General features: G+C 55.6%; 17 protein-coding genes. 8 read left to right on the forward strand and 9 right to left on the reverse strand.

Annotated elements, in window-relative coordinates:
- Positions 1-37: 37 nt before the first annotated feature.
- The 6 genes from putA to lhpH form a co-directional block, all read right to left on the reverse strand.
- On the reverse strand, positions 38-3,994 hold the full coding sequence (gene putA, locus AB1J88_RS07210; RefSeq protein ID WP_430292672.1) for a trifunctional transcriptional regulator/proline dehydrogenase/L-glutamate gamma-semialdehyde dehydrogenase: 3,957 nt from the start codon (positions 3,992-3,994) through the stop codon (positions 38-40).
- A 207-nt stretch (positions 3,995-4,201) separates the two neighbouring features.
- The gene (locus AB1J88_RS07215; RefSeq protein WP_041063865.1) at positions 4,202-4,924 is read right to left on the reverse strand and encodes an amino acid ABC transporter ATP-binding protein; all 723 of its coding nucleotides are present in this window, start codon (positions 4,922-4,924) and stop codon (positions 4,202-4,204) included.
- On the reverse strand, positions 4,921-5,574 hold the full coding sequence (locus AB1J88_RS07220; protein WP_041063863.1) for an amino acid ABC transporter permease: 654 nt from the start codon (positions 5,572-5,574) through the stop codon (positions 4,921-4,923). Before AB1J88_RS07220 ends, AB1J88_RS07215 begins: the two co-directional genes overlap by 4 nt.
- A 10-nt stretch (positions 5,575-5,584) precedes the next feature.
- Positions 5,585-6,247, reverse strand: a complete 663-nt coding sequence (locus AB1J88_RS07225) for an amino acid ABC transporter permease (RefSeq protein WP_041063861.1) — start codon at positions 6,245-6,247, stop codon at positions 5,585-5,587.
- Between the two features lie 56 nt (positions 6,248-6,303).
- Positions 6,304-7,125, reverse strand: a complete 822-nt coding sequence (locus AB1J88_RS07230; RefSeq protein ID WP_041063859.1) for a transporter substrate-binding domain-containing protein — start codon at positions 7,123-7,125, stop codon at positions 6,304-6,306.
- Positions 7,126-7,249: 124 nt separating this feature from the next.
- Complete coding sequence (gene lhpH / locus AB1J88_RS07235; protein ID WP_222019289.1) at positions 7,250-8,257, reverse strand: trans-3-hydroxy-L-proline dehydratase; 1,008 nt, start codon at positions 8,255-8,257, stop codon at positions 7,250-7,252.
- A 252-nt stretch (positions 8,258-8,509) separates the two neighbouring features.
- Here lhpH and AB1J88_RS07240 point away from each other — a divergent pair, with 252 nt between their 5' ends.
- The 3 genes from AB1J88_RS07240 to AB1J88_RS07250 are packed head-to-tail and all read left to right on the forward strand — an operon-like array spanning position 8,510 to position 12,280.
- Complete coding sequence (locus AB1J88_RS07240) at positions 8,510-10,741, forward strand: N,N-dimethylformamidase beta subunit family domain-containing protein (protein WP_430290623.1); 2,232 nt, start codon at positions 8,510-8,512, stop codon at positions 10,739-10,741.
- Between the two features lie 4 nt (positions 10,742-10,745).
- Positions 10,746-11,786, forward strand: coding sequence for an Ldh family oxidoreductase (locus AB1J88_RS07245; protein WP_222019287.1), 1,041 nt, complete (start codon positions 10,746-10,748; stop codon positions 11,784-11,786).
- A 53-nt stretch (positions 11,787-11,839) separates the two neighbouring features.
- Positions 11,840-12,280, forward strand: coding sequence for a GNAT family N-acetyltransferase (locus tag AB1J88_RS07250; RefSeq protein ID WP_041063853.1), 441 nt, complete (start codon positions 11,840-11,842; stop codon positions 12,278-12,280).
- A gap of 23 nt (positions 12,281-12,303) precedes the next feature.
- Here AB1J88_RS07250 and AB1J88_RS07255 read toward each other — a convergent pair whose 3' ends face one another.
- Positions 12,304-13,587, reverse strand: coding sequence for an NAD(P)/FAD-dependent oxidoreductase (locus AB1J88_RS07255; protein ID WP_041063851.1), 1,284 nt, complete (start codon positions 13,585-13,587; stop codon positions 12,304-12,306).
- A gap of 118 nt (positions 13,588-13,705) precedes the next feature.
- On the reverse strand, positions 13,706-14,371 hold the full coding sequence (locus AB1J88_RS07260; protein ID WP_041064625.1) for a GntR family transcriptional regulator: 666 nt from the start codon (positions 14,369-14,371) through the stop codon (positions 13,706-13,708).
- Between the two features lie 258 nt (positions 14,372-14,629).
- Between AB1J88_RS07260 and AB1J88_RS07265 the strand changes: the two genes are divergently transcribed.
- From AB1J88_RS07265 to AB1J88_RS07280, 4 genes are all read left to right on the forward strand, one after another.
- Positions 14,630-14,806 (forward strand): hypothetical protein, encoded by a 177-nt coding sequence (locus AB1J88_RS07265; protein ID WP_161794891.1) that lies wholly within the window; start codon positions 14,630-14,632, stop codon positions 14,804-14,806.
- A 60-nt stretch (positions 14,807-14,866) separates the two neighbouring features.
- Positions 14,867-15,076, forward strand: a complete 210-nt coding sequence (locus AB1J88_RS07270; protein WP_041063849.1) for a tautomerase family protein — start codon at positions 14,867-14,869, stop codon at positions 15,074-15,076.
- A gap of 85 nt (positions 15,077-15,161) precedes the next feature.
- Positions 15,162-16,124 (forward strand): ornithine cyclodeaminase family protein, encoded by a 963-nt coding sequence (locus AB1J88_RS07275; protein ID WP_041063847.1) that lies wholly within the window; start codon positions 15,162-15,164, stop codon positions 16,122-16,124.
- 74 nt (positions 16,125-16,198) lie between these two features.
- Entirely contained in the window at positions 16,199-17,233 is a 1,035-nt protein-coding gene (locus AB1J88_RS07280; protein WP_041063845.1) for a trans-3-hydroxy-L-proline dehydratase, read from the forward strand.
- 466 nt (positions 17,234-17,699) lie between these two features.
- Here the strand turns inward: AB1J88_RS07280 and AB1J88_RS07285 are convergent, their stop codons facing one another.
- Positions 17,700-18,269 (reverse strand): NAD(P)H-dependent oxidoreductase, encoded by a 570-nt coding sequence (locus AB1J88_RS07285; protein ID WP_430290624.1) that lies wholly within the window; start codon positions 18,267-18,269, stop codon positions 17,700-17,702.
- A 90-nt stretch (positions 18,270-18,359) separates the two neighbouring features.
- Between AB1J88_RS07285 and AB1J88_RS07290 the strand changes: the two genes are divergently transcribed.
- On the forward strand, positions 18,360-19,259 hold the full coding sequence (locus AB1J88_RS07290; RefSeq protein ID WP_041063841.1) for a LysR family transcriptional regulator: 900 nt from the start codon (positions 18,360-18,362) through the stop codon (positions 19,257-19,259).
- Positions 19,260-19,282 lie beyond the last annotated feature (23 nt).

The raw sequence follows: 19,282 nt of genomic DNA on the forward strand, positions 1-19,282 counted from the left end.
AACGGCCGACGTTCCCTGTCAGCCCCCTGCCCTTCGCTTAACCGATGGTCATCAGGCTTGCGTTACCACCTGCGGCGGCGGTGTTTACGCTCACCGCCCGCTCGATGACCAGCCGTTCCAGTGGAATGTCGCACTCACCAGGTGACAGGCCGTGAACGCTGATGATTGCCCCTGGCCGAGAAGCGATGAGTTGGCATAAATGCCGCAATTGATCTGAATGCCCATGATGAAGAACGACGTCGAACTCCACCGTTCCGCTGTTCCATTCCACAGCTCTACTGATAACGCGCTGTACTGCTTCAGGAAGTTTGCTGAACAACGCCTTTGTTTCTGGGTTTTCGACCCACAAGACTTGACTGCCTACGGCGAGTACAGCCGCCAGTTGCACCAGCAGATCCGCTTCCGTGTGAGCGATGCAAAGCACACGAGACCGAGGCAGAATCGTGTAAGTGTTTCGCTCACCCGTAGGCCCGGTCAGCACACGTGTCAGTCCGCTTTGCGATTCGGTTTCAAATGTCGTGCAGAGTGAATACAGCGCGTTATTTCTAATGGAATGAGCCCAAACAACGAGAGACTTAAGTGGTCGCAACAATCTTTCGCGAGCACTTTGTTCTGGAGCATTCTGCGCGTCGGATTCACCAAACGCTTTGGACAAAGCATGCTCCGGTCTTGTCGACAGCAGGCGATACATGTAAAGAGGTCCACCGGCTTTCGGCCCGGTGCCGGACAAGCCTTCTCCTCCAAATGGCTGCACGCCGACAACTGCTCCGACGATGTTACGGTTTACGTAAACATTGCCCGCGTGAACATTCCCAATGATTTTGGCTATGGTTTCATCGATACGGGTATGCACCCCCAACGTCAGCCCGTACCCGGAACCATTGATATGCTGGATCAGTCGATCGAGATTCTTGCGGCTATAGCGAACGATGTGAAGTACCGGCCCGAAGATCTCTCGTTCCAGTTCATCAATGCTTTCCAACTCGATTAACGTCGGCTGTACGAATGTGCCTCTGCGGAAATCCTCACCTGAAATGATTGAAGTCTGGTAAACCGAGCGACCTTTGGCACGCATGCTTTCGATGTGTTTATCGATGCCCGCTTTCGCCTCGGCATCAATGACTGGTCCAATGTCCACGCTTAACCGGTCCGGGTTGCCTTGCCGACATTCAGCCATAGCGCCTTTCAACATCTCGATTACTCGATCCGCTGAGTCATCCTGAAGGCACAGCACCCTCAACGCTGAGCAGCGCTGGCCGGCACTGTCAAAAGCGGAAGCCACAACATCAATGACGACCTGCTCGGTCAGCGCCGATGAGTCAACGATCATTGCGTTCTGGCCGCCCGTCTCTGCAATCAGCGGAACCGGGCGACCTATTGCGTCGAGGCGTCCGGCGATATTTTTTTGCAGCAGACGTGCTACCTCTGTCGACCCGGTAAACATGACCCCCTTGACTCGGTCGTCACTGATTAGCGCCGAGCCGATGACACTGCCACGCCCCGGCAAAAGCTGCAGTACGCCAATCGGAGTACCGGCTTCAAGCAGAATGCGTACAGCTTGCGCGGCGATCAATGATGTCTGCTCGGCTGGTTTGGCCAGAACTGTATTGCCTGCCATCAATGCGGCAGCGACCTGGCCGGTGAAAATAGCCAACGGGAAATTCCAAGGGCTGATGCAGACTACCGGCCCCAATGGCCGATGAGCATCATTGGTAAACTCCTTGCGAGCCTGTGTGGCGTAATACCTTAGAAAGTCGACAGCCTCTCGCACTTCGGCAATAGCATTGGCAAAGGTTTTCCCGGCCTCTCGCACGAGCAGGCCCATGAGCGGTTGAATATCCGCCTCCATCAGGTCCGCTGCCCGTTCCATAATTTGCGCCCGTTCGCTGACGGGCGTTGCCTGCCAGATAGGGGCAGCACTGGTTGCATGTCCCAGTGCCTGTTCGACATCTTCCAGGTCAGCCGGCTGGACGTGCCCCACGATGTCTCGCAAGTCTGAGGGATTGCGGACCGGTTTAACCTCACCCGATCGCCCGCCTCCACCCAGCATAGGTGTGGCGACCCATTCAGTGTTCGCAGTAGCGAGCAACGCACAGGAAAGAGAGGCAAGGCGATGTTCATTCGTCAAGTCGATTCCGGCGGAGTTGGCACGATCGACCCCGTACAAATCCCTTGGCAACGGAATCTTTGGATGTGGTAGGCCGTGAGCACCATCCTCAAAAGCCATTGCATCTACAGTCAACACCGGATCAGCAACCAATTCCTGGAGGGTGATTGACTGGTCGGCGATGCGATTGACGAACGAGGTGTTGGCGCCGTTTTCCAGCAGACGACGCACCAGGTACGCCAGCAGGGTTTCGTGAGTACCAACCGGTGCGTACACGCGGCACGGACGGTTCAGCTTGCCTTCGGAAACTTTGCCGACTACCTGCTCGTAGAGCGGTTCGCCCATGCCGTGCAGGCACTGGAATTCGTACTGGCCCGGGTAATAATTCTGACCGGCAATGTGATAAATGGCCGACAGGGTGTGGGCGTTGTGCGTGGCGAACTGCGGGTAGATGACTTCCGGCACCGACAGCAGTTTGCGCGCGCAGGCGATGTAGGAAACGTCGGTGTACACCTTGCGGGTGTAGACCGGATAGCCTTCCAGGCCTTCGACCTGGGCGCGCTTGATTTCGCTGTCCCAGTACGCGCCTTTCACCAGACGGATCATCAGGCGATGACGGCTGCGGCGAGCCAGGTCGATCACGTAGTCGATCACGTATGGGCAACGCTTCTGGTACGCCTGAATCACGAAACCGATGCCGTTCCAGCCAGTCAGCTGTGGCTCGAAGCAAAGGCGCTCGAGCAGATCCAGCGACAGCTCCAGACGATCAGCCTCTTCGGCGTCGATGTTCAGGCCGATGTCGTATTGCTTGGCCAACAGGGTCAGCGACAGCAGCCGCGGGTACAGCTCATCCATCACCCGATCATATTGGGCGCGGCTGTAGCGTGGGTGCAGTGCCGAAAGCTTGATTGATATGCCGGGGCCTTCGTAGATTCCACGGCCGTAGGAGGCCTTGCCAATGGCATGAATGGCCTGAGTGTAGGACGCCAGGTATTTCTGTGCGTCATGCTCGGTCAGTGCCGCTTCACCGAGCATGTCGTAGGAGTAGCGAAAGCCCTTGGACTCGAATCGGGTAGCATTTGCCAATGCCTGCGCAATGGTTTCGCCGGTGACAAACTGTTCGCCCATGACACGCATCGCCATGTCTACGCCTTTACGAATCAGCGGCTCTCCACCTTTGCCGATGATGCGTGTAAGCGTAGAGGTCATTCCGGATTCACTATGAGTCGCGACCAGTTTCCCGGTCAGCAGCAACCCCCACGTCGCAGCATTCACGAACAGAGAGCCACTTTTGCCGATATGCGTCTGCCAGTTGCCATTACTGACCTTGTCCCTGATCAACGCATCGCGCGTGCCCTTATCCGGAATGCGCAACAGCGCTTCGGCCAGGCACATCAAAGCAACACCTTCCTGCGAGGACAGGGAGAACTCCTGAAGTAATCCCTGCACAAGCCCTGCCCGTCCGCTAGCGTTTTTTTGATTGCGCAGCTTGTCGGCAATGTCTGTAGCCAGTCCGGCTGTCAAAGAGGCCATCTCTGCAGGCAGGCGTGCCTGCTCAAGCAGCATGGGTACCATCTCCTCCTCTGGCCGCCGATAAGCTGAAGTAATCGCCGCTCTGAGCACCGACTGTGGATGGATGTTTTCGGCCAGGTCTAGAAAGGGTTGGCAGGCCGTCTCCACCGCTGCCAGTTCTCCTTGTTCCTCCGGATCACCGAGGTGCGTGCCTAGCAGCTCATCCAGCGTAATGCCGCCTTCAAGCTTTTCCAGACAATGGAAAAGGGCCTGCTTGATCAACCAATGCGGGGTTCGATCAATTGATGCAGCGGCAGATTTGAGACGTTCACGGGTCAGGTCGTCGAGTTTCACACCGAGGGTAGTCGCCATTATTAGAGCCCAGCCAAGGAAACCGTTAAAAGGAAAATGGAGCGGTCATGAACCGAATTGAAGACGCGCCAGTACGAGACTCCTGGCAACTTCAGGGCGCAAAGGCAATGATTGCCGCCAAGTAGAATGACGTAATCGGCGTCAACATCGCGGCTACCGGTTGATACGGTAGCTGCGATGTTCGCCGCCCTTATTGCAAGGGCGCGATCTTCAGAGTACCGAGCGCAGGAAGTCTGCGGTTTCAGCTTTTTCCGGATGGTCGAAGATCTGTTCGGGCGTCCCTAATTCGTGAATCTGTCCTTTATGGAAAAAAGCCACACGATCTGAAACCTCACGGGCGAAACGCATTTCATGGGTTACCACGATCATCGTCATCCCTTCGTGAGACAACATGCGCAAGGTATCAAGCACCTCGCCGACCAATTGCGGATCGAGGGCTGATGTCACCTCGTCGAACAGCATGTAATCTGGCGACATCGCCAATGCCCGGGCAATAGCCATGCGTTGCTGTTGGCCACCCGACAGGCGCGATGGGAACGCCGTCAGCTTTTCACCCAAACCGACATGCCGGAGTTTTTCGACGGCGATCGCCTCGGCTTCCTGTTTCGATTTGCCCAGGACTTTTCTTGGCGCGAGCATCACGTTTTCGAGCACGGTCATGTGGGGAAACGCATTCCACTGCTGAAAGACGATGCCGATTTTTTGCCGAAGTTGATTGAGGTCGGTTTTTTTCGAATGGACATGAATACCATCGACACTGATACGACCTTGCTGGATATCTTCCAGACCATTGATACACATCAGCATGGTCGACTTGCCGGAACCCGAACCACCGATCATCGATAGCACTTCGCCTTTATTTACGCTCAGGCTGACGCCCTTGAGTACATGCAAGGCGCCAAAGTGTTTATGTACGTCTTCAATTTTTATCATTGTATTTGCCACCTTTTCTCAAGGCGAGCGCCGAGTCTCGCAATAGGGAAGCTCATTAAGAAATAGATCACGCCGGTAATGGCCAGAATGGTCAGCGGTTCCTGCACTCGAGTTGTAACAATCTGCGAGCTACGCAACAGTTCGATAATGCCGATCCACAACACTAGCGAGGTGTCTTTCATGATCCCGAGGGCCAGACCGATCCAGCTCGGGAACACGATTCTGGTGGCGATCGGCAAGGTGATCGAGGCCACCTCCTGGCGCCAGGAAAGGCCCAGTGATCGCGCGGCACGGCGGGTGGTCGCAGGCACTGCCGCCACCCCGCTCCTGACGATTTCGGTGCACAGTGCTGCGGCATAGACGCCAAGGCAAATACACGCCACTACGTAAGTTGGCCAGTTCAGGCGAAACATGCTGTTGAACGAATTGAATATGACCAATTGAATCAACAGCGGCACAGAACGAAAGATATCCAGCACCCAACCGATGGGAGAGCTTATCCACCACGCGGCACCGGCTCTGATTACACCAAACAGTGTGCCGAGCAATGTGCCTATCCCGACCGCAGCCAACGTAATCGCGATTGTGACAACAGCACCCTTCAACAGAAAAAGGATGTCGCTCCACGCTAATGTCCCTTCAAAAAACATGGCGCACCTCTCAATAACGAAACAGGCGCCAAGCACATAGCCGCGCGCAAATCGTGAATATTTTCGATATCAGGTAGTACAGGCAAGCCGCGACGAAGAAGTACTCGAATGTCCGATAAGTCATGACATTAAGCTGCTGAGTAACCCCCGTCAGGTCGCTCGTCAGACCCACGATGGTTCCGAGAGAAGTCATCAGAATCGACCAGACCATCTGGTTGGTCATGGCGTGAAACACCGCCCGCAACATCTGCGGGAGCACGATGTGCCACAACGTCTGAACAGCTCCCATACCCAATGAACGAGCAGCGCGGACTTGCGTTTCCGGGACGGCGGAGAAGCCGCCCCGGAACGTTTCTGCCAGATAGCCTGCGTTGTTGAACGTAATACCAAGCAAGAGTGCATAGTACGAGTCGATACCCACTCCAATGGAGCCCAGCCCGAAATACACCATGTAAATCTGAAATAGCGCCGGGGTATTGCGCGCCGTTTCGATCCATACACTGGCCAAGCCAGAAAGGGTTTTGTTACCCGATCGTTTTGCAAGCGCCAGCAGGATCGCCAACACCGTACCAACTGCCATCGCCAGCGTGGCTATCTCCAGAGTGACTACCGCTCCCGATAACATATCCGGAAGCGATTCCAGAACCGGGCGCCACTGGAAGGTATAAGACATACGATTACCTTTTTACGCGAAAGGTTTTTGTTATGCGGAACGAATGCTCCGTTTCCTTAACGATAGGTGCCTGAGACAGTCAGATCCGGAGCCGGCCCACCTTCAGTTCCGACCCATTTGGCGTAGAGCTCTGCATAGCGACCCGAGCGCACCTGGCGGTTCAGGAAAAGATTCACGTAGTTGAGCAAGCCCTGCTCCTGGCGTTGCACGAGAAACGCGCAGTAATCGGGATCGACAGGGGCATCACCGACGATCTTCAATCCCGGGTACTTACCCGAATTGATCACGTGGGTAGCAATAGTCGCAGTGGTGTATGTCGCATCAATTTTCTTCTGGCTAAGTGCAAGGAAGCTGTCCGACTGCGACTGAAAGGTCAGCATCTTGGTGGCGGGATCATTGATCTTTTTCACCGCCTCGTTCAGAGCGGTCGTTTCATAGGCTCCGGCCGGCCCTCCCACTGTGTGCCCTTTGAAATCGGCAACACTATGAATGCCGGCGTCTTCTCGGGCGAGGATGATGGTTTTGAACACGAAGTAAGGAATAGAGAAACCGATCGTCCTTGCGCGCTCCAAGGTATCGGAGGCCACGGCAATCCCTACATCGGCCCGGCCCGACAGCACCGCGGGAATCCGGTCCGGATCCGGGGTATCGACGATTTCCGCCTTCACACCAAGAGCGGCGGCCAGGTCATTACAGTAGTCGACATCGAAGCCGATCGGCTTGTTGTCCTTGTCTCGCGCGCCGTTAGGCGGGAAGTCAAGTTCTACCGCACAACGCAGCTTGCCCGACGAAATGATATCGTCCAACTGGTCTGCGTGAACGGCAGTAGTGCTCAAAGCGGCGACGGCTGCGGCCAGAATGAGTGAGTTGATGCGCATTTTTGTTCCCCTCGTTTGTTGGCTGAACTCAGAAACAAGATACGCATATTTTAGCGTATCTTGGATATCGTATACGTATTATCGGGGCAGTAAAATTACAGCTCTTAGATCATTATTGTTGGTATCACTGGACGAGAAAACCGTAGGTAAGTGGATCGGTCTCATCGATGATCCAGTTCGCGAAACCACAGATATGTGCCTTACCGCTTACCTCGGGGATAACGGCGTCCAACGGACCTACCTTTGTTTCGCTGAGCACGCGACCTTTGAAAACGGTCCCGATAATGGATTCATTGATCAATGCATCGGTGGCCGATAGTTCACCACGCAGATAGAGTTGTGCAACGCGGCCCGCGGTGCCCGATCCGGTTGGCGACCGGTCGATCGCACGATCGGCATACACGCAGCAGTTGGCCTGGCTTGACCCCTCGTGACGCGGATCGCCATACACCATTACGCCGTACACATCATTGAACTCGGGGATTTCAGGGTGGATGAACGAACCCCGGGCATTGATGGCGGTTTTGATTTCATAACCGAACTGAGTGAGGGTGGACAGATCCTTCTCGCGTATGGCGATATTATGTGGCCGGCCATCGACGTAGAAGTAAGTCGCGCCGCCGTAGGCGATATCACCGGTCACCTTGCCGAACGTTGGTGTGGTCACTGTCACATCTCGCTCGAAGATGAACGATGCTACGTTGACGAAACGTACCGCCCCTGTCCGCACACCATCCCACTCGACGAACGCCTCGATGAAGCCGCATGGCGCATCGATACCTACACGGGTCTCGGGGGCTTTTCGCTCAATCCAGCCCAGCTCCACAGCAGCCGTTGCCAGCGCGATCACACCGTGACCGCAATGTGGGCTATAGCCCATGTTGTTCAGGAAAATGATGCCGAAATCGGCGCCTACACTCACCGGTTCAGTCAAAAAACCGCCGTACAGATCCTTGTGACCGCGTGGCTCAAGCATGAGGGCTCGCCGGTAATGGTCGGCGTTCTGCTGCAACCAGGTACTGCGCTCGACAATGGTCGCACCAGGCACTTTGGGTAGCCCCTGGGTAACGAGACGGAACGTTTCCCCGCTCGTGTGCAGCTCAACCGTGGCAAATGATCGTTCGTACTGCATTCGTATTCTCCGTATCTCAGGGTTGCGAAAGCTAGAAATGGCGTAAATAGATCGCCATTTCAGATATGGTATACGATAAACGATGTTCGTCAACTGTCAAATAGCAAGTCCGCTGATCAAGGCTGATCGATAGGCAGGCAAATGGAAGGCCTATAAAGAAGGAAAGAATCCAGCCCGGCTATGACTTGATGACGTCATTGACACAGGCGATACGGTATACGATATTCGATAAAAACATCAGGTATCAGATGTATGACTCATTCAGAAATCGATTCGCCGGCCGTCATCGGCTATGTCACGCCGCTCAGTGCGCAACCCGGAAAACTTCTCGAATTCAAGATTTCCTCGGCAGGTGATATGGATATTCGCGCCAGGGTTGTTCGGCTTGACTGCTGCGATCCCAATCCGCAGGGCCCAGGCCTCAAAAGCGTGGACGTGGATTTCGACCTGGACGAGAGCTATCGGGCAACCGAACAAAAGACTTACCTCGGATCGTGTGCAGTTGCTCCCCTGCCCTGTCTCAGCGATACCAGCAACCTGACATTATCGCTGCTTATAAAGCCCACGCTGTACAGCACCGCCGACCAAGTAATTTTTTCGTGGCAGGATGAAACTGCAACGACGGGCTTCGCATTGATCCTCAACGCGGGCACGCTTGAGTTAAAACGGCTGGGGGAACACACCCGCCTGGAGCTTGGTCTTTGCCTGGAAATCAACCGTTGGACTCAGCTGGAAATCGGCTTTGGCGTGCAAGACATCGTTGTTCGATCGAGGCTGGTGGGCAGACGAGAAACCGCCGAATCCAGCACCTGCCTGGAAGGGCTTCACGCCTTGCTCAAGAACACCAGTCATCTGACTCTCGCTGCCATCTGGAGCGGCCATCCCGTCGATTGCCTCAATGGCGCCATCGAGGCTCCATGCCTGACCCGCACTCAGGTTGGCACGAGTACCGACATCGAAGTGCTTGCGCGCTGGTCTTTTGCCAATGATGCATTCAAGCAAACGATTGAAGATGACATTGATCCCTCGCGCCATCTCACCTTGGTCAACATGCCGATGCGTGGCGTGCGCTCTTCGGGTTGGACCGGCCGCAACATGGACTGGAAAAACGCGCCTGACGAATATGCCGCCATCGCTTTTCACGCTGATGATCTGAGCGATTGTCAGTGGAGCACGACCATTGCGGTTCGAGTGCCTGCCGGTATGCCATCGGGTGTTTACGGACTTATCGTCGATCACCCGTCAGGCAGCGACACTATCCCGTTCTACGTTCTACCCGGTGCAGGCTTGCCTCGACGCAAAATTCTCTTTCTGGCACCCACGTTTACCTATCAGGCCTATGCGAACCATGCCCGCGGAACATTCGCCGGCGCGCTGCAGAACCGAGTCAGTGAGTGGAATGCCTATCCTCATAATCCGGATGTCATCGGTACATTTGGATATTCAAACTACAACTGTCACCCGGATGGGTCAGGGATAACCCTTTCATCCCGATTGCGGCCGATCATGACTATGCGCCCTGCCTATCTGGTCTATCTCGACGAGCGAGGTTCCGGGATGCGTGGCTTTGCCTCGGACTCGCATCTGACCGACTGGTTGAAAGCCAAAGAGTACGACTTCGACGTCATTACCGATGAAGATCTGGATCGTGAAGGCGTTGATGCCCTGACGCACTACGATGTCGTGCTAACCGGGACCCAGCCTGAGTATCAAACGCGCCGCACACTGGAAGCGCTGATCACCTACCGCGAGGGCGGCGGCAAACTGATGTACCTCGGCGGTAACGGCTTCTACTGGAAAATCGGCCGCCATTCACAGCTCCCTCATATGATCGAGGTGCGTCGCGCAGAAGGTGGTATGCGGGTCTGGGCCAGCCAGCCCGGCGAGTATTACCACCAACTCGATGGCGAGTATGGCGGCTTGTGGCGTCGCAACGGAATCGCACCGCAACAAGTCGCCGGCGTAGGTTTCACCGCCGAAGGCGCATTCGAGGGGACGTACTACGTCCGCACTCCGGAATCGTATCGTAGTGAACTGAACTTTCTGTTTGAGGGTATTGCACCCGATCAGCGAATAGGCGATTTCGGTCTTTCGGGAGGCGGAGCTGCCGGGTTCGAGATCGACCAAGTCTGTTCGGACTTGGGTACCCCGGACTTCGTTTCGGTAGTTGCTGCCTCTGAAGGTCATGGCCCGACCTTCGAAACCACTTTCGAAGAGCTTCTGCTTCCGGGTGTATTCGATGGTGGCCCGCGACCTTACGGCGGCATCCGCTCGAACATCATCTATGGCGTCGACGAGAACGGCGGAGGTCTGTTCTCGGTCGGGTCTATTACGTTTTGCGGCAGCCTCTCGCACAACCACTACGACAACAACGTGTCGCGCCTGCTGGAAAACTGCCTGCGCAAATTTCTCCAACTCTCATGCCGCTCCGATGACCTGGGACAACCCTCCCCCAACTCCGCCACCTCCTTAAAAGAAGACTGACGCCATGAAAAACGATCTTTCTTTAGTACGCATGGACTTCGACGAACTCAGCCTGCTGTTGAGAAAAATCTTCATCCGCCACGGAACATCTGATTTCGTCGCTGAGATCCTGGCCGCCAATTGCGCAGGCTGCGAGCGCGATGGTGCGCTGAGCCATGGCATCTTTCGCATGCCAGGTTATGTGGAATCGCTGAAAACCGGCTGGGTGGACGGACAAGCCAATGCCGAAGTAAATATCGTAAGCCCCTCGTTCATCCGCATCGATGCCCGCAACGGATTCGCCCAACCAGCCCTGGCCACCGCTGCGAAGGCCATTGATGTAGCTATCGAAGCTACCGGCGTAGCCGTCGTCGCTATCCGAAATTCCCACCATTTCAGTGCACTCTGGCCTGACGTTGAACCGTTCGCACTCAAAGGACTTGTCGCGATCAGCTTCGTCAACGGTCTGGCAAATGTCGTCCCGCACGGCGGACACACAGCGGTTTTCGGAACCAACCCGATTGCCTTTGCAACGCCGGTCGCCGGCGCTGAACCACTGGTGGTGGACCAGGCGACCAGTGTCATGGCCAATGGCGAAGTTAGGCTGCATGCGCTAGACGATCGGCCACTACCGCCCGGCACCGGCGTCGACAGCTCAGGTAACGCTACTACCGACCCACATGCGGTGCTGGCCGGCGGCGCATTAAACACATTCGGCGGATACAAGGGCTCTTCGATTGCACTCATGGTCGAACTGTTGGCTGGCGCCCTGACCGGAGGACAATTGTCGTTCGAGAACGACTTCGGCAGTTGCGTTGGTGCGCAGACGCCAAAGGCCGGGCAGTTATTGATCATGATCGACCCGGATCGTGGCGGCACAACCGACTTCAGCCAGCGCGCTGCGATCCTGTGCAACCGTTTGATAGAAGCCGGTCAGGATCGACTGCCAGGTGCAAGGCGCCACAAGAACCGGCACACCGCACTGACCCAAGGCATTTCCCTTACAAAAAAAGCCATTGCGGATCTGCAGCAAATGGCCGCGGACAACGCCATGCAGGCACCTTGATCACATTCACAGATACATTCCCCCCACCTCAAAAGCAACATTCTGGAAAAGACATGAGCAACCTATCCCGCGACACCGACAAACTGGAACTTCACCAATCGCTATCGTCTTCACACATCGAACAACTGGTGGCGCTTTTTCAAACCGAATGGTGGACCAAGGGACGCATCAGTGCAGATGTAGAAAAGATGGTGCAATCGGGCGGCCCGCTCTTCGCTTTCATTGACCCGCAGAACGATGAACTTGTCGCGTTCGCCCGAGCAATGACCGACGGCGTCTACAAGGCGATGATCTTCGACATTATTGTCAAGGAGACGTGGCGAGGGACCGGGCTGGGCGCTGTACTCATGAACACAGTGCTGAACGATCCGGCGTTGGTTAACATTAAACACCGCGAACTCTACTGCCTGGACGAGATGGTCCCGTTCTATGAGAAATGGGGTTTTGCCACCGCTGCGGCCGGTCTGAACTTCATGCGCAAGTCAGAGGGGTAAACCCGATTCCGGCCGCGATCCTGTCATATGGAGAAACGCTTGGCACTGAAAGGTTCCAGATTCTGCGCGGGTGTGCGGCCGGCAATCATCTGCGCAATGAGTCGGCCGGTCGTGGCCCCCAAGGTCAGACCAAGCTGACCATGCCCTAGAGCCATGAATACATTCGATAGCCGGGTACTACGGTCGATCACGGGCTTGGTGTCTGGTAAATACGGTCGGTAACCGACGCCGTACTCCAGGTCACTCAGTCGCAATCCGGGAATGATCTTGCGCGCCTTTTCAAGAATGATTTCTGCGCGTTTGAAATTCGGCTCGGCATTATGTCGTGCAAACTCCATGGTGCCACCGATTTGCAAGCCACGTGTCATGGGGCTGATGCAAAAACCACCATCGGGAAAAATGATCGAGTGTTGCACTCTTTCTACCTCCGCTGGCAGAAGCACTTGGTACCCGGCGATCCCGACCAAAGGAATCTGTACGCCTAGCTGGGCAAAAAACTTTCGCGAACCGACACCGGCTGCGATCACCACATGATCGGCCGCGTAGCGCTCATCATCGGCCAGCGTGACGCCGCTTGCACGCTCGCCCCCTTCATCCAAGCGTTTGACCTGACCACGGACCCGAACACCGCCTTGGTCGATAAAGCTTTGCGTCAACGCTGCAATAAACCCCTCGGTGTCGCTTACCGAGCGCCAGTCAGGAAAGAGTAAGCCGTGACTGAATCTGCCCGCTAGCGAAGGTTCAAGATCGGCAATTGCCGCGGCATCCAGTATTTCTGCTTTGAAGCCCAAGGCTGTTCGGAACGCCAAATAGGGACGCTCCTGTTCCATACCTGCTGCGGACTCAAACAACTTGATCACAGGACTTTCGCGTAGCAACCCTTGCTCAGTACAAGCCTGTAACAATGGCGCATAGTCCGAGTGCGCATGAAGTGTAAGACTGGCGATATCCCGAGCAATTTCTTCGGATTTCGATTGCTTGGCACACGCCAGAAACCTCAGGAACCACGGCAACATGCCTGGCAATGCGCTGGCTCTCAACGCCAGGGGGCCTTCCTGATCGAGTAGCCACCCCGGAATCTTCTGCATCACCCCAGGTCTGGAAAGTGGAACCACTTCGCCGATGGCCATTTGGCCGCAGCTCCACTTGGCAGTACTGTCGCCTGCCGCGGCGGGATCGATCAAAGTAACGGCATACCCTTCCTTTTGAAGATACAGCGCACAGCAAGTCCCTACGATGCCTCCACCTACGACTACCACCCTCTCTGAAAACAAGCGAAAGCGCTCGTAAGAACGAACAGGCGCCATATAACCCCCCTTGAAGACTGCGTCAAATTCCGAAAATTATCGGATATGGTATACGCGCAATGGTGAATTAAAATCGCCGTAGCGCAGGCTACGGCATTGCGGACACCTACGCCTGAATTTACTTGCGAATGTTGTCCAACAGTGACTCACACGCCTTGGTGATGTGCTGACGCAGCAACTCAGCAGCCTCCTCGGCATCGCCTTTGCGGCATGCCGCCAGGATCTGCCGGTGTTCGCGATCATCGACCCCTGTGCCACCGGATAAGGTCAGTTGAATTCTCAAGTAGCGCTCTATTCGGTCATTGACCGAACGGATGAGGTTCATCAGGAACGGTCGGTTGGCATCCTCATAGAGGCAGGAATGAAACTGCCAATTGAGCTCCGCCCAGCGCGCCACGTTGGTCTCCTGCGCGAACTCGTCACAATACTGCTCGGCTCTCTTGAAAGTGGCTTCGGTCATCAGTGGCACGGACAGTTTCAGCGCACTGGACTCCAGCATTGCCCGGACTTCGAAAATCTGCGCAATTTCCGGCTCGGAAATGCTCTTGACGACAGCACCGCGGTTGCGCTGAAACTCGACAAGGCCTTCGGCTTCGAGGCGTTTGAGCGCTTCACGCACTGGTATCTTACTGACATCGAACAACTTGGCGACGTCGTCCTGGCGAATCGGTTCGCCTTCATCGAAGTCACCCGTGATGATCGCCTCGCGAATGTGATTGGCGATGATATCGGACGCCGTAGGCGCGGAGCCAAGTGACGGCAGATCTGCAGGACTTAGGGGCAATTTGAACTCCATGTGTGCAATCGGGAAGCCACGATCGAATAACGTATTCTATATCAGCCCGTAGCTTACCATCGGCTGGTCTCTCTGGTGATACAGCCTCGCCGGGTGACTGACGCGCTTCATCAGCCCCTAAAAACCCGTTGACACCACCATCAACGTATACGATATTCAATCTAGAGTTTGACTCACTCGGTGTCAAGCGACGAACGCCGTGCTTGCGCTGCATACCTGCCAACAAGAACAACAGGAGGAACCTGCATGCATTCGCCCCCAAAAAAGCCTGCCAAACAATCGCGGGTCGTCGACAAAACGACGGTCGCCCCCGGCGCGCCCCGGCACTCCGCCCAGAAAACCGGTAAGTACGACGACCTCAGGTCTTTTTTCCACGATCTGATGAATGAGCCCGGCTCCAGCGAACATTTGTTAATTCTTTGATACGGGCTTATCGCAACCCGCCTTCGACGCTCGCAGCGCGAACACTCAGGAGAACACGGAATGCCGATAGTAAAAATCGAAATGCTCGCCGGACGACAAGGCGATAAAAAGCACGAATTGGCACGTGAAATAACGGCTGCCTTTTCCAGGATCCTCGGTTCCGCGCCAAGGGACGTCACCATCACATTCACCGATGTGGCGCCCTCCGACTGGGTAATTGCCGGCGAACCGCTTAGTGCCTCCGTCACTGCGCCCTCGCCCCAGCGTTAAACGACTCCCTGAATGGCGTTTGCGGATTGAACGCGATCAATCTCGAAGCGCTGTGTTCTCTATCCTTCAATGTCGAGTTTCACTCATGTATTTGAATGCCCAACAACTGGCCGATGCATTGCCTTGGGACGCGCTGATGAGTGCGTTATCCGATATATTCACCCGCACCGTGCATTCCCCTGTGCGTCATCACCACAAGATAGAAGTACCGGGCGACCCCGCCGCCATGCTGTTGCTGATGCCAGCATGGATCGAGGGCGAGTATCTGGGGGTCAAGCAAGTCACCGTGTTCCCCGGGAACAATGCAAAAGGCCAACCGGGGCTCAGCAGCCACTATCTCCTCAGCTGTGCGAAAACCGGCCTGCCGCTGGGTCAGTTTGATGGCAATGAACTGACAGCCCGCCGCACAGCCGCGGCTTCTGCGCTTGCCTCTCGCTATCTGTCTCGTGCCGATTCGAAACGACTGCTGATGGTCGGGGCCGGCCGTATGGGACGATATCTGGTCAGCGCGCATCGATCGGTTCGAGATCTGGAAGAGGTCATTGTTTACGACCTCAACTTCGAAGCTGCGACAGCTTTCGCGAACGACATCAAGGCCAAAGGAATCCAGGCAAAAGCCGTCACGCTTCAGCAATTACCCGCAGCCGCTGCGTCCGCCGACATCATCAGTTGCGCCACGCTGGCCACGGAGCCGGTCATACAAGGTCAGTGGTTGAAACCTGGCGTTCATCTGGACCTGGTCGGCAGCTTCACCCCGGCCATGCGCGAAGTCGACGACGATGTTGTGGCGTGCTGCAGCATTTTCGTTGATACCCGCGAAGGTGCTCTCGCGGAAACAGGTGACCTGATCCAGCCAATTAAGAAAGGCGTTATTACCGAAGACGACGTGATCGCCGAGTTCAGCGAGCTGTGTGCCGGGAAACACTCCGGGCGCGCAGCCCTGAAGACTCCGGATGAAGCCATGACCCTGTTCAAATCGGTTGGGGCGTCGGTAGAAGACCTCGCAGCCGCCATTCTGGCTTACCAGCGGACTTCAGTTGCCCACTAAGCCCAACCTTTCGTCGTTTGCACGTTCAATACATGTCGGGCGCCAGGCGCCCCTCGAATCCTCGGAGAAATACCATGCGATCATCCAAAGTCATCCATGTCGTCAGTTGCCATGCAGCGGGTGAAGTGGGCGACGTCATTGTTGGCGGTGTTGCCGCCCCTCCGGGGGAAACGATCTGGGAGCAACGCAAGTTCATTGAAACCGACCAGACACTGCGCAACTTTGTCTTGAATGAGCCACGCGGCGGAGTGTTCCGGCACGTCAATCTGCTAGTTCCGCCCAAGCACCCGAAAGCAGACGTTGGCTGGATCATCATGGAGCCGTGCGATACGCCACCAATGTCAGGGTCCAACTCGATGTGCGTGGCGACCGTACTGCTGGAGACAGGGATCATCCCGATGGTTGAGCCGGAAACCCGCATGTTCCTCGAGCCGCCAGGAGGATTGATCGAAGTGGTTGCAAGCTGCCGCAATGGCAAGGCTGAACGAATTACCGTACGTAACGTGCCATCATTCGCTGACAAACTCGATGTGACTATAGAGGTAGCCGGGATTGGGTCTCTAACCGTCGATACTGCTTATGGTGGTGACAGTTTCGTCATTACCGACGCCAGAAGACTGGGCTTCTCGCTGACCCCTGACGAAGCCAGAGAGATTGCCGATTACGGCATGAAGATCACCCAGGCAGCCAACGAACAATTGAGTTTTGTCCACCCGGAAAACAGTGACTGGAAGCATATTTCCTTCTGCCAGATCGCTAACCCGGCAGAAATGAAAAACGGCGTTCTGACCGCAGCCAATGCAGTGGCTATCCGCCCCGGAAAAGTAGACCGTTCCCCATGCGGCACGGGTTGCTCGGCACGCATGGCAGTCCTGCATGCAAAAGGCCAGATGAAATCGGGTGATCGCTTCATCGGCACGTCGATCCTGGGCACCGAGTTCGATTGTCGGATCGATTCAGTATTATCCGTGGGTGGCCGTCCAGGTATCAGTCCGATCATTTCCGGACAAGCCTGGATTACAGGCACACACCAACACACGCTGGATCCTACTGATCCGTTTCCGGCAGGGTATCGTCTTTCCGACACTTGGCCTGTGGAGAAGCAGTGATAGGCGCTTGTTCAAGTGCTAACGATAATTTTGCTCAGAGATCCCAGTTGTAATGAATCAAATTCTTTGAAGTCGTTGCAGCATTCGAGGATCTTGGCGCGTTGAGCAGGTCGGGCTGTAGTTTGTCCAGCGACGCAGCATTTGCAGCGTCGCTGGACACTTGGTTATAAATTTGTGCGTTGATAGTGGATCAAGTGGAAGCTTACTTCGCCGTCATCATCGAGCAGTGACTTCTCCAAGGGGGGCGGAGCATTGGAAGGCGGAGCGAACGCGGCCCCCTCATCATTGTAGCGGCGCTCCTACGGCCACTCTTCCAGGCAAACGCGCAAAAATTCACCGTAAATGGGCAGAAGCGATTTGCAGGCCAGTTTCTCCTCTGCCAAGCCTTCTCTGCCTTTCGCGAACACCGACGCAGTAAAACGTCGGGCCCCGTCGTCCTGAGTGCGTCAGATGCTTTCGAGCTTTGTCAGTCCTTGGGATGATGTTTGGAGCTTGCGATCCAGCGTGTGAGATATTCTGCATACTGCTCAGCAGCCGACTCCAGTTCGCAAGATGAGAGTTTGTCGGCCTGATACAGGACAAAGGGTTCGCCCCATTCCAATCCGCACCGGTGCGCCGTCGCTCGCAGCGGTGCGAGCAAGTCCGACATCGTGTACATATTGCGTCCGCCTGAGGCATAGGCCCCAACAGTGTTCCCAGCAGTAATGGCGATCATGATGGGTTTGCCTTCCAGGCGCCGCCCCTCGGACTCATAGGCGATGTAGAACATGCGTGTCAGCACCGCGTCCTGCCAGGCTTTGAGCAGTGGCGGGCTCGAATACCACTGCATGGGGAATTGAAGTACGATCCGGTCGGCGGCGAGCAACCGGGCGGCTTCTCGCTCACCATCGCGTGAAAGATCGAGGCCTTCGGGACAGGCGGCGCTCATGTCGACGATTTCCATGCCAGGCAGCGGTTCGACGGCACGCACCAAAGCAGCATTGGCTTTTGATCGGTTTAAATCGGGATGAAAAAGCAGCAGAAGAGTTTGGGTCATCACCCTCTCCAACGTTTTGGATGATGTAGATGATCACCGTGCTCTTCTAAATAATCTAATCGATGAAATGTCTAATCTATTATCGACTGCATGAATTTACGATCGCTGGACCTCAACCTGCTGGTCATACTGGATGCGCTTCTCGATGAAGCGCATGTCAGCCGTGCTGCCGAACGACTTTTTCTTTCCCAGCCAGCTACTTCAGCCGCGCTGCAACGTTGCCGCCATCTGTTTCGCGACCCATTGCTGGAGCGCGGTCGAGGCTGCATGCGCCTGACGCCGAAAGCACAATCCTTGCGCTTGCCGTTGAAGTCATTGCTTTCTGACGTGCGCAATCTGGTCGATCTACCCGAGGTGCCGCTGTCAGATATCAAGCAAACGCTGCGTATTACGATGGCCGACTACCCCGCATTGTTGGTGATCACATCATTGCAACGCGCGCTCCTCGAAACGGCACCGGGTATTGCGATCGTGGTTCAACCTTGGCGAGGGGCCGAGGCCGCTCGCGCCGCCCTGATGGATGGAACAACCGACATCGCTGTTTCGGTCTTCTCCGGGCCCGACGCAGACATTCATTGTGAGTGGTTGCTCGACGAAAACTATGTCATTGCTCTGCGCCATGACCATCCGGCTATCCCGGGATTCGATCTCGCCCGGTGGCTCTCCTACCCTCACATTCTGGTATCGGGAATCGGTGAGGCCAACAGCCCTTTGGATGACGAACTTGCACAGCTCGGCATGACCCGGCGCATCGGGCTGGTGGTGCCATCTTTTGGAATGGTCCCCGAACTGCTGCGCGGTTCAGACATGATTGCCATGCTGCCATCGCGGGTGTTATCGGTGACCGGCGATTTGAGCGTGTTACCCGTGCCTATTCCGGTTAACGGGTTCAGGCTTCATCTAGCTTGGAATCAGCGCAGAGAGAAAGATAAAGCACTAACACATGTCGCGGGATTACTCACAGATCTACTGAAAAGGATCGACAACTAGCGTCCCACGTTCAACTCCTGCGA

Origin of the sequence: Pseudomonas sp. S8, from assembly GCF_050473925.1 — a bacterium.
GTDB classification, from domain to species: domain Bacteria; phylum Pseudomonadota; class Gammaproteobacteria; order Pseudomonadales; family Pseudomonadaceae; genus Aquipseudomonas; species Aquipseudomonas parakoreensis.